This is a genomic window from Aeromonas sp. FDAARGOS 1414 (genome assembly GCF_019047065.1).
GTDB classification, from domain to species: Bacteria; Pseudomonadota; Gammaproteobacteria; order Enterobacterales; family Aeromonadaceae; genus Aeromonas; species Aeromonas veronii_A.
In genome coordinates this window covers 4,457,499-4,472,679 of record NZ_CP077210.1, presented here as the reverse complement: position 1 = coordinate 4,472,679, position 15,181 = coordinate 4,457,499, and the positions used below count along the sequence as shown (strand labels likewise).

The following is a 15,181-nucleotide window of genomic DNA, read 5'->3' as shown; positions in this document are numbered from 1 at the left end:
GCACTCACTTGCAGTGTGACGAATTGTGCAGGAGAGCACCATAGGGGATAATGCCCCCCACTCCAGCTCGTGAAGAAGACCATGACCCCAGCCGAATACAGTGCCCTTGCCCACCCCAGATTGTCCCATCCGGCTCGCAGCCTCTATACCCTGCAGCTGCGCCGACTGGTGCTGGAAAATCAGGCGGCCCGGCTCAACTATCCCGAGCTGGGTCGGGCACTGGCAGTGGTCGATCCGGGTGATCCCTGCGGCTTCTCGTTTCAGGTCAATGCCCGTCAGCTCACCGAGCTGTTCGATGAACTGATGGAGGCGGGCCTGCTGCAGGTCGAGGCTCAGCCCGAGAGTGAGCACTACCATCAGTGCCCGTTCCAATTGCCACTGCTGACCCAGAAATTGCGCAGCCCGCTGCCGGAGCGCCCCTTCCAGATGCATCTGCAATGGCGACCGGACGAGGAGCTGCCCGCCCTCGCCCGTCTGTGCGGGGTGATCGATGCCAGCTATAGCGAAGAAGATCTGGGGGAGTTTATCGCCTACTGGCTGGGGCGCCCCGAGGTGTTCGACTCCCAGCATCAATGGATGCTCAAGTTCATTCGCGCCCTCAAGACCCGCCGCTATACCCGTCGCAAACCGATGGAGGTGCAGGGCTACCAGCAGGTGACGCCGGCCCCGGCAGAGTCGGGCCCCAGCAAACGGGCCCAACAGATGATTGAAGAGGCCAAGCGACTGGCCCAACAGCAGACGCAAGAACCCGCAGCGCAGCAGGAGCCGGATAATGATTGATAGCGGCCCCCGCCTGCAGGCAGAATCAACCCCTTGTCTACCCATCCCTGATCGAGCAGAAGGAGCATTCCATGACTGACCCGCAAGATCCCCTGCGCCAGGAGCTGGAAGAGATCGAAGCCAAGCGCCAGAAGATCGCCAAGGCCAAGCAGGATCACCGCATTCACGACCCGGAATTGAGCCGCCATGTGGGTGGCCTGCTGGAGCGCATTCGTCGCCTGCAACAAGAGACCGGTGGCGGCCAGTATGACTACGAGACCCTGCGCAAGGAGTACGACGCCAAGGCCAACGCCGAGGTGCGCGAGCTGCAGAAGGCGGCCCGTCAGGAGCGGATCCAGAAGCTGATCGCCCAAGCCGACCTCAACCCCGACTGGGTATTTGACAAGATGGATGCCACAGATCCGGCGCTGCAATACCCCATCGAAACCGCCCGTTACTTTATCAGCGGTTTCGAGCACTGGGAGAAGAGCGGTGGCGGCTGCATGCTGATCTACGGCGACTACGGCACCGGCAAGTCGACCCTGGCGGGAGCGGTAGCGCATGAGCTGATCGCCCGTCACCAGAAATCGGTGATCTTCCAGCAGTGGGCCTCCATCGTCGATCGACTGTTCTTCAACGTCATCCCCGATCAGGACGAGCGCAACCAGTACCGCCGCGCGCTGGAAGAGGTGGACCTGCTGATCATCGATGAGGTATCAGCCAACCGCGCCAAAATGGCGGAGAGCCAGTCCAGCTTCCTCGGCCACCTGCTGCGCCGCCGTCGCAACCTGTCAAAGAGCGTCATCATCATCACCAACCACACACCACAGACCCTGCATCAGGCGATCGGTGATTTCAGCTATGAGGCGATCAAGGCGTTCAATCCGGTGGATATCCACCTGAGCGGCCCCAGCCGTCGCCCCAGCATCGGCAACTACAACGGCTGATGCTTCTCAAAGAGTGCGAGTCGCTGACGGCTCGCACCTTCTCCTCCTTGCTGACTCACAAATAGAAACAACTCTCATTTACAGCAGACGAACAAGCCACTAGGCTAGCCCCTTTTGCCAAGGGAGCTCATCTATGCCAACCACACTGATTTTCGGAGCCAGCCGCGGGCTGGGCCGCGCCTTTACTCACCACGCCCTGAGCCAGGGTCACCGGGTCGTTGCGCTGGTACGCAGCCCCGAGATGGCCACCGAACTGAGTGCGCTGGGAGTTGAGGTGATCGAAGGGGATGCGCTGGAGCCGGCTGCGGTGCAGCAGGCATGTGCCCGGGCGGGGTTAGATGCACAGGTCGTATCTACACTGGGCAGCTTCCGTCAGGCCGCGCCGGTGGACTATCAGGGCAACCGTCATGTGATCGATGCCATGGAGCAGGCAGGCCTGAAACGGCTGCTGCTGGTCACCTCCCTCGGCTGTGGCGACAGCTGGCAGTATCTGCCGGAGCGGGCACGCGCCGCCTTCGGTCACGAGGTACGTCTCAAGAGTCTGGCGGAGAGCTGGCTGCAGACCAGCGCCCTCGCATGGATCATTCTGCGCCCGGCGGGCCTTCAGGATGGCGACGCCACCGGCCGTGCCGAGCTGAGTCAGGGCAAGGAGGTACACGGACTGGTACGCCGCGCCGATGTGGCCGCCCAAGGGCTGCGTCTGCTGGCGGATGAGACTGCTGTGGGGCAGATCTACGCCATCGGGGATCCCACGCTCCAGCGTGGCTAAAGCAGCAGTAAAACCGCTTAACCCCACCACATAACAAAACGGTCAGCCCAAGGGCTGACCGTTTTCACTTTACCGCACACGCTATCTCTCGGGCGCTTGCCCTATCCCGTTTAACCGGCGGTCGTTTCACCCTGCACGACTGACGGGCGAGCAACCGGCAACGACTGCTGCCGCCAGCGCAGCAACAGGCACGCCAGCACGCCGTAGAGCAGCGCCAGTCCCCACAGCTGCCACCAGTAACGGGAAACCTGGGCGAAGTCGGCCCCCATCTGGTTAAGGCGCAGAAAACCCTCAATGGCTGGGATAGTGGGCACCCACTGAGCCAGCCAGTTGAGGGGGGCCGGGATCAGCTCCAGTGGCCAGATAAAGCCCGCCAGAAAGACCAGCGGCAGGGAGGAGATCAGAACCACCTGAGTAGGCAGATCACGCCGGGTAAAGAGGGCACCCAACACAATCCCGAACCAACATGTGGCCAGCAGGAACGGCAGGGCAAACAGCCAAAGCTGCACCGGATCTGCATGACGAGCGATATTGTAGTGATCGAAGCAGAAGCCGAGGAAGTAGCTCACCGGCAGCAGGAACAACCCAGCCAGCACAAGAGTTCTGGCCAGCAGCAGCGGCAACACCGGCGCGCTTTGCCAGTAACCATGCTCACCGCGACAACTGCGCTGGTTCTGGGTCGCCCCTAGGATCCCCGCCCCCATCAGCAACACCTGATGGAGGATCAGCACGAACACCGCCGGCACCACGTAGTTCACATAACCCATGGTGGGGTTGAACACCGGCACCACGTTGAGGGCCACCGCATTCCAGCCCATGGCCGCTTGTGGCAGCGCCTCGCCGTGGCTCAGCAGCCGCGCCACCTTCACCTGCGCGGCGAGAGTGCCACCGGCCTGCGCCAGTCCTTCGGCAATGGTGCCGTAGACCAGAAAGTAGGAGGCATCACCGGCATAGCTCAGGGTGACGCTCTTGCCCAGCATCAGGTCCCGATAGAAGTGGTTGGGGATGTGCAGGATCCCGCTCGCCTCCCCGGCCATCATCAGCTGGCGCGCCTCGGCCAGCGAATTGGCCCGCGCAACCAGCTTCACCTGCGGCGTGGCATCGGCCATAAACTCCAGCTGACGGGACAACTGACTGCCATCGTCGTTGACCACCACTACCGCCTCTTCCCGTGGCAGCTGATGCAGATAGGGCTGGGGATAGAGAAACGAGTAGAAGATCACCCCGCCAAACAGGGTCAGCATGATGGCTCGATCCGCCAGCAGGGTGCGTAGCTCGAGGCGCAACAGATCGACAAATCCCAGCATCACTCAGGCTCCTTTTCAGCGACTGCCACTGCGGCTGATTGACGTGCCAGCTCGGCCTGCTGCTTGTAACGGCGCACCACCAGCAGCAAGGGGAGCAGGAACAGCAGCAGAGCCCCCAGTTGCGGCAGCGCCGATGCGAGGGGCAGACCGTAGTTGCTCTGACCAATCTGCAGCTCGACATAGTGAGAGACCGGCAGCAGGCTGCGCCAGAAGCGGGCGAAATCCCCCATGGCACTCACCGGAAAGGTGACTCCCATAAAGGCAAAACCGGGCGCAGTGTAAGCCCCCGCCAGCGACAGAGCGCGGGCCGGATCCCGGATAATGCCGTAGAAAAAAGCCCCCATGGTGACGCAGGCGGCCGAGGCGAGCCCCAGCCCCACCAGCAATACCAACCAGCTACCGTGCATGGGATAGGAGAAGCCCTTGAACAGCAGCAGCGTCCAGACAATCCCCCACCCCCAGCCAATCAGCACGTGGGGCAGCAGGGTGCGCCAGAGGCCGAACCAGACACCGCACGTGGTCCAGTCCAGCCCCAGCCGATCGGTACGGGCCAGCGCATTGAGGCCGAACAGCACCACCAGGATCTGCCACACCGCGGGCAGAATGGCACTCAACAGAAATTGGGCGTAGCTGGAGTTGAGGTTATAGAGCGCAGTCACCTGACTGCTGATGGGCACCGACTGCCCGAGAGCGCCGGGCAGCGCCTTGCCATCGGCCATCGCCTCCAGCACGCCGACCTGACCGTTAAGGGTGCCTACCACCTGCGCCAGCGCCGAGTTGACCAGCTTGGCGATGAGGATAAACTGGCCGTTGTTGAACACCGTCACCTGCGGCTGGGTGCCCTGACGGGCATCCCGCTCCAGATGGTTGGGGATCACCACCAGCGCATAGATATCGCCACCGCGCAGGGCTCGGGCACCGGCATCGATGGAGTCAAACTGTTGCGCCACCTTGAGCCCGGCCGAGCCATCCAGCGAGAAAGCGAGCTGGCGCGAGAGCACGCTGTGGTCGAGATCCACCAGCCCTACCTTGAGGTCGCGGGCCAGCCCTGCCGAGAAGATCCAGCAGAGGATCCCCATCAGCAGCAGCGGCACCCAGCTCATCAGGGCACGACTGAAGGGATCCTGCCACAGCAGCCGAAATTCACGTCCCATCAGAGTTCAACCAGCACACTCATGCCAACCCGCAACCCCTCAACCGGTTGCAGCGGGCGAGCCTCCACCTGGAAGCTCTTCATGTCGAAGCCCTGACGGGTATCGGTGGCACGCCAGGTGGCGAAATCCCCCATCACGGCCACATGGGTCACCTTGAAGCGCACGGTCTGATCGCCAAGGCCCGGGATGCGGGCATCAAACTCGGTACCGACCGGGAAGCGGGGCAGCAGATCCTCGCGAACGTGGAACTGGGCCCAGGCATCGCTCATGTCGAGCAGGGTCACCACCGGGAAGCCTTGTGGCGCCAGCTCGCCGCTACGCAGCAGTACCTGACTCACTTCACCATTGTGGGGGCTGGTGATGCGGGTGTCGGCCAGATAGGCCTCAACCTCGGCAACAGAACCCGCCGCCATCTTGGCCTTCTCGCGAGCGGCGATCTTGGTCTCTTCCCGCGCCCCTTCCAACGCCATCTGGTACTGTTGCCACGCCATCCCTTCGCTGTAGCGTGCAGCTTGCCACGCGGTCCAGGCCTCATCGCGTTTTTGCAGCGGCATTACGCCGTCGCGATGCAGACTGGCCACCCGCTCATAGGTCTTGCCACGCAGCTGGGCGGCAGCCTTGGCTTTTTGCCACTGATCCTTGGCGGCAGCGATCTGTTGGGCTCTGGCCCCTTTCTCCGCCTCTTGCGCCAGCGCACCCGCAGCGGCCTCACCGGCCTTGGCCTGGCTCAACTTGGCTTCAATCTCGGGGCTCGCCAGGGTAAAGACCAGTTGATCCTTGGTCAGCTGATCGCCTTTTTTCACCAGCACCTCGTCGATGCGACCCGGTACCTTGGAGGAGACCGAGTACTGCTGCGCTTCAATCTGCCCTTGCAGATGCACCGGCTCCGGTTGATAGGCCAGCCAGAAGCGCCAGCCGAGCCACACCACCAGGATCACCAGCGCCAATGGCAACAACAGCGGTTTACCCTGGCTCATCTTCTTTTTGATGGGGGGATGGCTCATCACTTCACCTCGACAAACGGGCGACCCTTGACGGTCGGAAAAGACATGAAAAAAGGAACAGACAGGACCGGGATCATGAGTTCACCTCGATCACCTGACCATGCTGATATTGATTGAAACTGTTCATCTGGCCGGAGAGCGCCAGCAGACGGGCCAGCGACACCACATATTGATAGGCCGCCGCTGCGCGCTGGGTCTTCACCCCCGCCAGCTGGTTTTGGGCATCCACCACATCAAGGGAGGTAGAAAGTCCTTGCCCGAAGGCCTTGTCCCGCAGTAGCACGTTCTCCTCTGCCAACGCCTGAGTGGAAGAGAGGGATTGATACTCCTCCAGCCCCTGCGCCGCTTCGCGCCAGGTCTTCTCTACCAGCAACTCCAGATCCTGACGGGTCTTGGCCTGCAGCAGATTGACTTGCAGCTCGGCACTCTTGGCTGCCTGCACCGTCTCGGAGCGGCCATCGCGGCTCACCAACGGCATGCTGACACCCACCCCCACCAGCCAGTCCGGCGCGGTCTTGGAAGCTATCGAATCATCTTCATAGAGGTTGTAGTTACCGAACAGGAACACCTCGGGGGCATATTTGCCCTGCTCGACCCGGATCATCCCCTTGGCCTGCTCCTTCTTGGCACTGAGCAACTTGAGACCGGGGTGCACCTCCAGGGTCTGGCTCACCAACCCCTCGAGGCGCGGCAGATCCTTGTTGACGAACAGGCCGCTGCCCGGCTGGGCATTTGGCAACTTCAGCATGCGGCCGAGGGCCAGCTCGGCGATCTCGAGGCTGCGACGCGCCTTCTGGGTATCGATGCGCGCTCTGTCATAGGCCGACTGGGCGGAGAGGCGCTCCACCCTGGCGATCTGGCCCTGCGCTTCGAGCTTCTTGGCGTGATCCAGATGGTGGGCCAGCCCCTCTTCGATCTCCTGTTTGGTCTGCACCACCTGAGCAGCCAGCACCACGCCGAAATAGGTCTGGGAGAGGCTCTCGAAGGTGGATTGCTGCTTGAGCACCAGCAGCTGCTGCGCCTCGCTCACCTGCGCTTGGCGGATCTCCTGCGCCGCATCGATGCGACCACCGGCAAACAGCGGCCAGAGCATCTTGACCGAGCTGGTCACCACATTCTGTTTGGTCAGGGGGGTGACAAATGCGTTGGCCCCGACCCCGAACAGGCTGCCGAGTGCCAGGATCAGATCTTTCTGCTTGGCCAGCGGATTGAGATCGAGGGCATCAAGTTCAATCGGCTGATCAAGATGGGTATAGCTGGCCCCCAGATCCACCTTGGGCAGATACATGTCCTTGGCCGCCTCGCGCAACTGCTTGGCCCGATCGACCCCGGCCTGCTCGGCAGCCAGCCCTTCATCCTGCTGGATGACCCGGGTCCAGGCTTCGCCGAAACTGATGGTTTGCGCCTGCGCCGACCCCAGCACGGCCCCCAGCAGACACGGCCAGAGTGATTTAATGAACCTTGACGTCATAGATCCCCAATCCGCTTTTGTTGCATAAATGTTTGGAGCATTTGCTCGACTTAAGCCCGCCATCATAACGCAAAGCGGGCCTGCAAGTGGACTGACAATTATGCAGGCGTCCGACCCGAATGGTACAGCGATCAGTCTCCGGCAATCTGGCCGTTTTTCAATAACTCCAGAATTTGCAAGCCTTGGCGCGACGTTTTTTTCAGAAAAAAATGGCTGACGCTCAAATACTAACCTTTTCTCCTGCCTAAAAAATGCGTAATATACGCCGCCCTAAGCCGATGGTAACCGTGGAATGCAGATAGGTCCCCACACGCTTGAAACTCCCTTGATTGTGGCTCCCATGGCCGGTGTAACTGACCGACCATTCCGTGAACTTTGTTTGCGATTGGGGGCTGGCATGGCCGTTTCCGAGATGCTGCTGGCCAACCCGGATGTCTGGGATACCCAGAAAACCCGGATGAGGATGGATCACTCTGCAGAAGGCGGATTGCGTTCGGTCCAGATTGCCGGAGCCGACCCCGAGATGATGGCGTTTGCTGCCCGCTACAACGTGGAGCAGGGCGCACAGATCGTCGACATCAACATGGGATGTCCGGCAAAAAAAGTGAATAAGAAGTTGGCAGGTTCTGCCCTGCTGCGTGCCCCCGATCAGGTCAAAGCAATTTGCCGGGCCGTGGTGGATGCAGTGGAGGTGCCTGTCACCTTGAAGATCCGCACAGGATGGGATCCGGATAACCGCAATGGCGTGGAGATCGCCCGAATCGCCGAAGATTGCGGTATCGCGGCCCTTGCCGTGCATGGTCGTACCCGTGCCTGCCTCTACAAGGGCGAAGCGGAGTACGACACGATCAGGGCGATTAAGCAGGCCGTATCGATTCCTGTTGTCGCCAATGGTGACATCAACAGCCCGGAGAAAGCCCGGTATGTCCTCGACTATACCGGTGTCGACGCCGTGATGATCGGCCGAGCTGCGCAAGGACGACCCTGGATTTTCCGGGAAATCCGTCATTTTCTTGAGACGGGCACCAAGCTGCCGCCTCCCGAGAGGGAAGAGGTTCGCACCCTGATGAACGAGCATGTAACCAACCTGCACCGGTTTTATGGTGCATATCTGGGAGCGCGCATAGCCCGTAAACACGTGGGCTGGTATCTGGATGAAGAAGAGACGGGCCGAGAATTCCGTAAGCACTTCAATGCCCTGGATTGCGCAGACGCGCAACTTGAGGCACTCGAAGCGTATTTCGATGGATTAGGTTAACAAGATAACTAAAGAGCCGACCGAATATGTTCGAACAAACCCTGACTTCTGATGCATTGGTAACAACTACTCACAATCACGCTGCCGAGCCGACCCAGCGCCCCCTGCGTGACTCTGTGCAACAGGCCCTGCGTAACTACCTGGCCCAGTTGAACGGTCAGGAAGTGATTGATCTGTACGATATGGTTCTCTCCGAAGTCGAAGCGCCGATGCTGGACGTGATCATGCAGTACACCCGTGGTAACCAGACTCGCGCTGCCGTGATGATGGGTATCAACCGTGGCACCCTGCGCAAGAAGCTCAAGCGTTACGGCATGAACTGATTGCTGGCCGCGAGCCGCGACGGCGGTTCAAGGCAGATGCGAAAGGCGCCAGGTAGCAATACCCGGCGCCTTTCTTTATGCTCCCCTTCCCACTTCCCCACTACAAGCGCTATGAACCGCACGCCCCTGCTGCTGATGGTACTGGTCACCCTGCTGGCCGCCGCCGGCTGGCTCTTCTCGAAAGAGGCGATCCGCGAACTGCCGCCCGCCGCCTTTATCGGCAGCCGCTTTCTGCTGGCCGCCCTGCTTTTGCTCCCCCTGGCCTGGCTGCGCGAGCCACCGCCGAGCCGAGCCCAGATGGTGCGCGCCGCCGGTTGTGGCACCCTGCTTGGCGCCAGCCTGTTGCTGTGGGTCACCGCCATCAGCCAGAGCGATGCGCTCGGCAGCGGCGCCTTTATCATGAGCGTCGCCACCCTGATGGCCCCGCTGGCCGCCTGGGCCGCCTTTCGGGCCAAACCCGGCCGCCACTACTGGCTCACCCTGCCCATCGCCATCGCCGGTTTGCTGCTGCTCTCCAGCAGCACCCACTGGGGCGTGTCGCTCTCGCTGTTCTGGTTTCTGGCGGCGGCCACCACCCTCGGCATCCAGCTTGCCGTTCATCGCCACTTCGCTCAATCCATCGCCCCCACCTGGCTCACCTGCATCCAGCTGGCGATGACCGGCCTGCTCGGCACCCTGCTCTCCCTGCTGACCGAGCAGTGGCCCGAGGCTGGAGTCAGCCACGGCATCTGGGGCTGGTTTGCGGCGAGCGTCTTGATCGCCACCACATTGCGCTACTGGCTGCTCACCCACGCCCTGAGCAAGATGACTACCGCCCATGCCGCCCTGATGATGCTGCTGGAACCGGTCTGGACTCTGCTGCTGAGCACCCTCTTCTATAGCGAACCCCTCGGCGGCGCCAAACTGGCCGGTGCCGGACTGGTGCTCGGCGCTCTGGTGCTCTACCAGCTTCCCCTGCTGCTGCGCAGTGCACGGCTCAAAACGCCCGTCTGATCCGCGTCACCGCCCTGCGGGGCGGTGTCACCATTTCCCTCCTGTTTGCTTATCTTGTCCTGCCAATGCTGACGTTCTGTTAACGGCCTTTAACCCTTGGTATCCAGAGGGTTAAAGGGCATACCCCATGAAAAAATGCCATATGGCCAGCTTGATGAAGGTCACATACCTGCCCCTCTTAGCTCCCTATGATGCCCACATCATCGGTCTGGACAATCCTGACGATGGCCACACATGGGAATAACAAGAGAAAAGACTATGCAGCAAACCAGCCCCCTCAAGACGGTCACGGTCAGCATATTGGCAACCGCCATGCTGATCTTTGTGGCCCAGTACCTGATAGGCAAGCAGGAGATCAAGATAGGCATCGCCATCATTCCGATCCTGCCGATGCTCTTTGCCGTCATCATCGGCATGATTGTCTCCGCCAAGCCGGTCAAGGATCGCATCCCCGGCTGGAAGAGTCTCTTCACCGAGAAAGAAGAGGGCTTCTGCGGCAAGATGGTGGGCTTCAGCCTGCTGATCCTGGGTACCCAGTACGCGGGGATGATCATCCCCAACCTGAAGATGATCCTGAGCGTCGGCGTACCGCTGTTCCTGCAGGAGATTGGCAACCTGCTGCCGATCCTGATCGCCATCCCGCTGGCGGTGAAGTTCGGCTTTGGCCGCCGCGCCATCGGGGCCTGCTCCTCCATCAGCCGTGAGCCGTCAGTCGCGGTAATTCAGGGCAAGTTCGGCACCGGCTCTCAGGAGTACATCGGCGTGCTGGCTATCTACCTGTGCGGCTCCGTTATCGGCACCCTCTGGTTCAGCGTACTGGGCAGTATCGCCCCGCTCACCGGCCTGCACCCGCTGGCGCTGGCTGCCGGCTCCGGCGTGGGCTCAGGCTCCATGCTGAGTGCCGCCTCCGGCGCCCTGATCAACGGTCTCGACGAAGCGCTGGCTCAGCAGGTGCTGAGTATCGCGGCAGCCTCGAACCTGCTCTCGTCTGCCCTCGGCGCCCTCTCCCTTACCTATCTGGGTCTGCCGCTCGCTGAAAAAATCTATGCCCTGACTGCCAAAGGAGAGAAAGCATGAAAAGCATCGTAATGGATATGCGGTTCGTCTTTCTGGCGATCCTGCTGGCTATGTTTACCCAGACCCTGACCACCGGCACTCCGCTCTGGCTTATGGGTGACAGCTTCGTCGCCATGTCGCTGGTGGTGTTCGCTTCGCTGATTGCCAAGCGCTATCTGCCCTCCTCCCTGCCGGCATTTGCCTATGCCACCATCATCGGCATTCTCATCTGCCTGCCGGAAACCCCGGTGCGCGGTCTCTTTATCGACGCAGTTGCCAAGATCTCCTTCCTCTCCTGCTGCGTACCGCTGCTGGCTTTTGCCGGTCTCTCGGTGGGCGGTCAGCTGGAAGAGCTGAAGAAGATGTCCTGGAAAGTGATCCTGATCTTCATGATCGTCTCCACCTGCTGCTTCTTCGGCGCCTCGCTGGTGGCCCAACTCGGCTTCTCCATTCAAGGGATCATCTGATGAACAACATTCACATTGAACCGGCCCTGCTGGCCCTGCGCGACTTCAGTCAGGAAGTGCGCCACCACCTACACACCATTCCGGAGGCCTCCGGCGTCGAGTTCAAGACCTCAGCCTACTGCCGCGAGCTGATGGCAAGCTTTGGCTACCGTCTCACCGACTACCCGGGCTTCACCGGTTTTCACGGCGATCTGGTGGTTGATCCTGTACTGCCGACCATCGCCTTCCGTGCCGACATGGATGGCCTCGAGATGCACGACATGAGCGACGTTGCGTTCAAGTCGACCCACGAGGGAATGGCTCACAACTGTGGTCACGACTCCCATATGGCGATCGCCCTGACCGCGGCCAAGTTTCTGGCCGCCAACCGCGATCGCCTGCTGTACAACGTCCGCTTTATCTTCCAGATGGCGGAAGAGGATATGCGGGTGCCGGGCGCCGAGAAGATGGTCGAACTGGGCTGCATGAAGGGGGTGGACGAGGTCTATGCCCTCCATAACGACGGCGCCATGGAGACCGGCACCATCAAGTTCAACCACGGTGTCATGTCCTCCTGGGGCTCCGCCTGGACGCTGGATGTGCACGGCATCTCCGCCCACGGCTCGACCCCCCACAAGGGGCTGGATGCCATCCGCGAAGCGGTGCGGATCATCGAGGATATGGACTACATCGTTGCCAAGCGCACCAGTCCGTTCAGCCCGGCGGTATTCGGCTGCGGCATGATCAACGGCGGCACCATCCCCAACGCCATCGCCGACCATGTGCAGGCGCGCGGTACCATCCGTGCCATGGATGCCGAGACCGACCAGATCCTGAAGAACAGCTTCAAGGAGATCGTGGCTCAGAGCGAACTGCGCGGCTTCAAGACCAAGATGGTCTATGCCGGGTATCCGGCGGTCGAGAACCACGCCGATGCCTGCGCCCGTCTGCTGCAAGCTGCCGCCGACGTATTGCCCTCCGAGGGGATCAACGCTCAGGGTCAGCCGATGACCGGCAGCGAAGATTTCAGCTACATGGTCAACGCCTGCCGTGGTCGCAAGGGGGCCATGTTCTTCCTCGGCAGCGGCTGTCAGGCCAAGGGGATCTGCAACTACCTGCATGCGAATCCCTACTACCTCGATGACGATTGCCTGCTGGTCGGAGCCCAGATCTTTATCAATCTGGCGACCCGCAGCGCTTAATCCCGCATATCGATAAAACCAGAAGAGAGGCCAAGGCCTCTCTTTTTTTATCTCTGTATTTTTGCTCTGTACGCGGCAGACATCCCGCGGCTAGAGCCACGGCAAATCCGCCATATTGGCAGTCGGCGGCTGGTTAATAAGGTGCAGCTGTACCGTCTCCCGGCTGATATGGGGGGCGTAGAGGTGGATAAAGTCGTACATGTAGTCACGTAGATGGGCATGCTTGCGCAGGCAGATGTGGGTCGCGCTCGAGGCGATCAGGTGGTCGATGTTGAGACTCACCAGATCCTCCCTGTCCCCCTCGTCGAAGGCCACGCTGGCAATCACCCCGACCCCCATCCCGAGCCGGACGTAGTGCTTGATCACATCGGTGTCGGTGGCGGTCAGCACGGTTTTCGGCGAGAGGCCATGGCGGCTGAAGGCCTTATCCATCTTGGAGCGGCCGGTAAAGCCGAACACATAGGTGATGAGGGGATAGCGGGCCAGATCGGCCATCGACAGCGGCTGGCAGTCGATCAACGGATGACCGTGGGGCACCACCACACTGCGCCCCCAACGATAGCAGGGTACCGCGGCCAGCTCGTCGAACAGATACATGGACTCGGTGGCGATCGCCATATCCACATCGCCGCTTTGCACCATCTGGGCCAATTGGGCTGGTGCTCCCTGATGGAGCTGGATCGCCACATCGGGATAACGACGGCTGAACTCGGTGATCACCGCTGGCAGCTTGTAGCGCGCCTGGGTGTGGGTGGTGGCGATACGCAGCACCCCGCTGGTGGCCAGTTGCTCTCCCAGCGACAGCTGGTTGATCTGCTCCACCTGCGCCACTACCCCCTTGGCCAGCTCCATCACCTGCTCGCCTGCGCTGGTCAAGCCGACCAAATTTTTCCCCTTGCGGGTAAAGAGGGCGAGCCCCAGCTCATCTTCCAGCATCTTCATCTGCTTGCTGAGGGTTGGCTGGGAGGTGTAAAGCTTCTCCGCCGTCGCCGAAATGTTGAAGTTGTTCTTCACAATCTCGGTAAAGTTCTTGAGCCGGGCGATGTTCATCTGGGCAAGGGATCTCGCTGCTGCGGCCAGTGGGGCTGACCTGAAAAAGAGAGAGCGGGGCTGGCCCCGCAGCTGACTGCCGACCATAGCACAGCGCGGCGCACGATAATCTGCCTCAGGTCAGAAAGCCGCGCGCTAGTCACTGGCGAGCTTGATCCCGAGCCCGACAAACAGGGTGCCAATGCCCCGGTTGAGCCAGCGACCAAGACGCTGTGACAAGCGAACCCTATGGCTGGCATAGACGGTGGTAAAGACCAACAGGTGACACCAGATGATACCGCCCAGGTTGAAGATGCAGCCGAGCAGGATAAAGGCGAACGCCTTGTCGGGGGCATCCGGTGCGATGAACTGGGGCACGAAGGCGAGGAAAAAGAGCGCTACCTTGGGGTTGAGCACATTGGTCAGCACCCCCTGCCGGTAAATCTGGCCATAGGAGAGGGCGGATAACGTGGCTCCTCTCTCCATTGAACTCGTTGCTTGCTGGCGCAGCAGGGAGAACCCCAGATAGATGAGGTAGATGGCCCCAGCCAGCTTGATGAGGGCAAACAGCTCGGCCGACGCACTGAGCAGAGCCGACAGACCCAGCGCCGCCGCCAGCACATGCACCATGACACCGGTGCCGATGCCAAGGGTCGCGACCGAACCGGCACGCCACCCTTGCGAGCCGCTGCGCAGCATGACCAGCAGGGAGTCCGGCCCCGGCATGATATTGAGCAGCAACCCCGAGACCATAAACAGTGCAAGATCATGAATACCGAACATCACCCCTATCCTCATAAAGCAAAGTAAAACCAAACAAAAAGGGCTCCGCAGAGCCCTCTTTTCTTTCACTCTGCGGCAGCTGACACGTCATCAGCTGTCCCGCCAACCATCAGGGCCGCAGCGCCTTGTCCGCCCGCGAGATGCCGCAGACACCGGAGCGCACCACTTCGATGATCTCGTTGGTCTGGGCGGCAGTCTTGATAAAGGCATCCAGCTTCTCGCTGGTCCCTACCAGCTGCACCGTGTACTGCTCGGGGGTAACATCGACGATCTGACCGCGGAAGATATCCGCCAGCCGTTTCAGCTCGTCACGAGCCCCACCGGCAGCGCGCGCCTTGACCAGCGCGATCTCCCGCTCGATATGCTCCCCTTCGCTCAAGTCACACACCTTGAGCACATCCACCAGCTTGTGCAGCTGCTTCTGGATCTGCTCCAACACCCGCTCGTCACCCATGGTGACTATGGTCATCCGCGACAGGGTAGGATCCTCGGTCGGCGCGACCGTCAGGGTCTCGATGTTGTAACCGCGCTGGGAGAAGAGGCCCACCACGCGGCTCAGGGCGCCGGATTCGTTCTCCAGCAGAACGGAAATTATATGTCTCATGATATTTCCCCCGCCTTGCTCAGCCACATCTCGTCCTTGATGGAACCAAACATGAGCTCCTTGGGTACGACCGAAA

Annotated in this window: 16 protein-coding genes; 9 read left to right on the top strand and 7 right to left on the bottom strand. The window is 61.0% G+C overall.

The features are described 5' to 3' along the window. Window positions 1-81: 81 nt before the first annotated feature. From I6L44_RS20370 to I6L44_RS20360, 3 genes are all read left to right on the top strand, one after another. A complete protein-coding gene (locus tag I6L44_RS20370) occupies window positions 82-780 on the top strand; it encodes a DnaT-like ssDNA-binding domain-containing protein (protein ID WP_005349201.1) in 699 nt (232 codons plus the stop codon). 71 nt (window positions 781-851) lie between these two features. After that, on the top strand, window positions 852-1,706 hold the full coding sequence (locus tag I6L44_RS20365) for a DnaA/Hda family protein (protein ID WP_019445022.1): 855 nt from the start codon (window positions 852-854) through the stop codon (window positions 1,704-1,706). A gap of 133 nt (window positions 1,707-1,839) precedes the next feature. Further along, on the top strand, window positions 1,840-2,475 hold the full coding sequence (locus I6L44_RS20360) for an SDR family oxidoreductase (protein WP_216952908.1): 636 nt from the start codon (window positions 1,840-1,842) through the stop codon (window positions 2,473-2,475). A gap of 110 nt (window positions 2,476-2,585) precedes the next feature. Here the strand turns inward: I6L44_RS20360 and I6L44_RS20355 are convergent, their stop codons facing one another. From I6L44_RS20355 to I6L44_RS20340, 4 genes are all read right to left on the bottom strand, one after another. Beyond that, window positions 2,586-3,782, bottom strand: a complete 1,197-nt coding sequence (locus tag I6L44_RS20355; protein ID WP_216952907.1) for an ABC transporter permease — start codon at window positions 3,780-3,782, stop codon at window positions 2,586-2,588. Beyond that, window positions 3,782-4,936, bottom strand: coding sequence for an ABC transporter permease (locus tag I6L44_RS20350; protein WP_216952906.1), 1,155 nt, complete (start codon window positions 4,934-4,936; stop codon window positions 3,782-3,784). The genes I6L44_RS20355 and I6L44_RS20350 overlap by 1 nt, the downstream gene beginning before the upstream one ends. Then, window positions 4,936-5,940 (bottom strand): HlyD family secretion protein, encoded by a 1,005-nt coding sequence (locus tag I6L44_RS20345; protein ID WP_005349194.1) that lies wholly within the window; start codon window positions 5,938-5,940, stop codon window positions 4,936-4,938. Before I6L44_RS20345 ends, I6L44_RS20350 begins: the two co-directional genes overlap by 1 nt. Before the next feature lie 73 nt (window positions 5,941-6,013). Further along, window positions 6,014-7,411, bottom strand: a complete 1,398-nt coding sequence (locus I6L44_RS20340; RefSeq protein ID WP_216952905.1) for a TolC family protein — start codon at window positions 7,409-7,411, stop codon at window positions 6,014-6,016. Between the two features lie 292 nt (window positions 7,412-7,703). Between I6L44_RS20340 and dusB the strand changes: the two genes are divergently transcribed. The 6 genes from dusB (at window position 7,704) to I6L44_RS20310 (ending at window position 12,689) form a co-directional block, all read left to right on the top strand. Next, window positions 7,704-8,669: a tRNA dihydrouridine synthase DusB gene (gene dusB / locus I6L44_RS20335; protein ID WP_019445016.1), complete on the top strand. Its 966-nt coding sequence runs from the start codon at window positions 7,704-7,706 to the stop codon at window positions 8,667-8,669. A gap of 26 nt (window positions 8,670-8,695) precedes the next feature. Then, a complete protein-coding gene (fis, locus tag I6L44_RS20330) occupies window positions 8,696-8,992 on the top strand; it encodes a DNA-binding transcriptional regulator Fis (protein ID WP_005309538.1) in 297 nt (98 codons plus the stop codon). A 111-nt stretch (window positions 8,993-9,103) separates the two neighbouring features. Beyond that, the gene (locus tag I6L44_RS20325) at window positions 9,104-9,985 is read left to right on the top strand and encodes a DMT family transporter (RefSeq protein ID WP_216952904.1); all 882 of its coding nucleotides are present in this window, start codon (window positions 9,104-9,106) and stop codon (window positions 9,983-9,985) included. Window positions 9,986-10,243: 258 nt separating this feature from the next. Continuing rightward, on the top strand, window positions 10,244-11,062 hold the full coding sequence (locus tag I6L44_RS20320; protein WP_005358215.1) for a DUF3100 domain-containing protein: 819 nt from the start codon (window positions 10,244-10,246) through the stop codon (window positions 11,060-11,062). Next, complete coding sequence (locus tag I6L44_RS20315) at window positions 11,059-11,508, top strand: hypothetical protein (protein ID WP_005349183.1); 450 nt, start codon at window positions 11,059-11,061, stop codon at window positions 11,506-11,508. The genes I6L44_RS20320 and I6L44_RS20315 overlap by 4 nt, the downstream gene beginning before the upstream one ends. Continuing rightward, on the top strand, window positions 11,508-12,689 hold the full coding sequence (locus I6L44_RS20310; RefSeq protein ID WP_216952903.1) for a M20 family metallopeptidase: 1,182 nt from the start codon (window positions 11,508-11,510) through the stop codon (window positions 12,687-12,689). Before I6L44_RS20315 ends, I6L44_RS20310 begins: the two co-directional genes overlap by 1 nt. 90 nt (window positions 12,690-12,779) lie before the next feature. On the opposite strand, the gene I6L44_RS20305 is transcribed toward I6L44_RS20310, so the two are convergent. The 3 genes from I6L44_RS20305 to ilvN form a co-directional block, all read right to left on the bottom strand. Further along, the gene (locus I6L44_RS20305) at window positions 12,780-13,739 is read right to left on the bottom strand and encodes a LysR substrate-binding domain-containing protein (protein WP_201999931.1); all 960 of its coding nucleotides are present in this window, start codon (window positions 13,737-13,739) and stop codon (window positions 12,780-12,782) included. 135 nt (window positions 13,740-13,874) lie between these two features. Next, on the bottom strand, window positions 13,875-14,501 hold the full coding sequence (locus I6L44_RS20300; RefSeq protein WP_216952902.1) for a LysE family translocator: 627 nt from the start codon (window positions 14,499-14,501) through the stop codon (window positions 13,875-13,877). 109 nt (window positions 14,502-14,610) lie between these two features. Continuing rightward, window positions 14,611-15,105 carry an acetolactate synthase small subunit gene (gene ilvN, locus I6L44_RS20295; RefSeq protein WP_005311605.1) on the bottom strand — a complete coding sequence of 165 codons (495 nt, stop codon included), beginning with the start codon at window positions 15,103-15,105 and terminating at the stop codon, window positions 14,611-14,613. Window positions 15,106-15,181 lie beyond the last annotated feature (76 nt).

Bases quoted from the DNA above. Each gene is read 5' to 3' on its own strand.
- I6L44_RS20360 (WP_216952908.1), top strand. From the start codon at position 1,840: ATGCCAACCACACTGATTTTCGGAGCCAGCCGCGGGCTGGGCCGCGCC.
- I6L44_RS20325 (WP_216952904.1), top strand. From the start codon at position 9,104: ATGAACCGCACGCCCCTGCTGCTGATGGTACTGGTCACCCTGCTGGCC.
- I6L44_RS20355 (WP_216952907.1), bottom strand. From the start codon at position 3,782: ATGCTGGGATTTGTCGATCTGTTGCGCCTCGAGCTACGCACCCTGCTG.
- I6L44_RS20350 (WP_216952906.1), bottom strand. From the start codon at position 4,936: ATGGGACGTGAATTTCGGCTGCTGTGGCAGGATCCCTTCAGTCGTGCC.
- fis (WP_005309538.1), top strand. From the start codon at position 8,696: ATGTTCGAACAAACCCTGACTTCTGATGCATTGGTAACAACTACTCAC.
- I6L44_RS20345 (WP_005349194.1), bottom strand. From the start codon at position 5,940: ATGAGCCATCCCCCCATCAAAAAGAAGATGAGCCAGGGTAAACCGCTG.
- I6L44_RS20320 (WP_005358215.1), top strand. From the start codon at position 10,244: ATGCAGCAAACCAGCCCCCTCAAGACGGTCACGGTCAGCATATTGGCA.
- I6L44_RS20365 (WP_019445022.1), top strand. From the start codon at position 852: ATGACTGACCCGCAAGATCCCCTGCGCCAGGAGCTGGAAGAGATCGAA.
- I6L44_RS20310 (WP_216952903.1), top strand. From the start codon at position 11,508: ATGAACAACATTCACATTGAACCGGCCCTGCTGGCCCTGCGCGACTTC.
- dusB (WP_019445016.1), top strand. From the start codon at position 7,704: ATGCAGATAGGTCCCCACACGCTTGAAACTCCCTTGATTGTGGCTCCC.
- I6L44_RS20305 (WP_201999931.1), bottom strand. From the start codon at position 13,739: ATGAACATCGCCCGGCTCAAGAACTTTACCGAGATTGTGAAGAACAAC.
- I6L44_RS20340 (WP_216952905.1), bottom strand. From the start codon at position 7,411: ATGACGTCAAGGTTCATTAAATCACTCTGGCCGTGTCTGCTGGGGGCC.
- I6L44_RS20315 (WP_005349183.1), top strand. From the start codon at position 11,059: ATGAAAAGCATCGTAATGGATATGCGGTTCGTCTTTCTGGCGATCCTG.
- I6L44_RS20370 (WP_005349201.1), top strand. From the start codon at position 82: ATGACCCCAGCCGAATACAGTGCCCTTGCCCACCCCAGATTGTCCCAT.
- ilvN (WP_005311605.1), bottom strand. From the start codon at position 15,105: ATGAGACATATAATTTCCGTTCTGCTGGAGAACGAATCCGGCGCCCTG.
- I6L44_RS20300 (WP_216952902.1), bottom strand. From the start codon at position 14,501: ATGTTCGGTATTCATGATCTTGCACTGTTTATGGTCTCGGGGTTGCTG.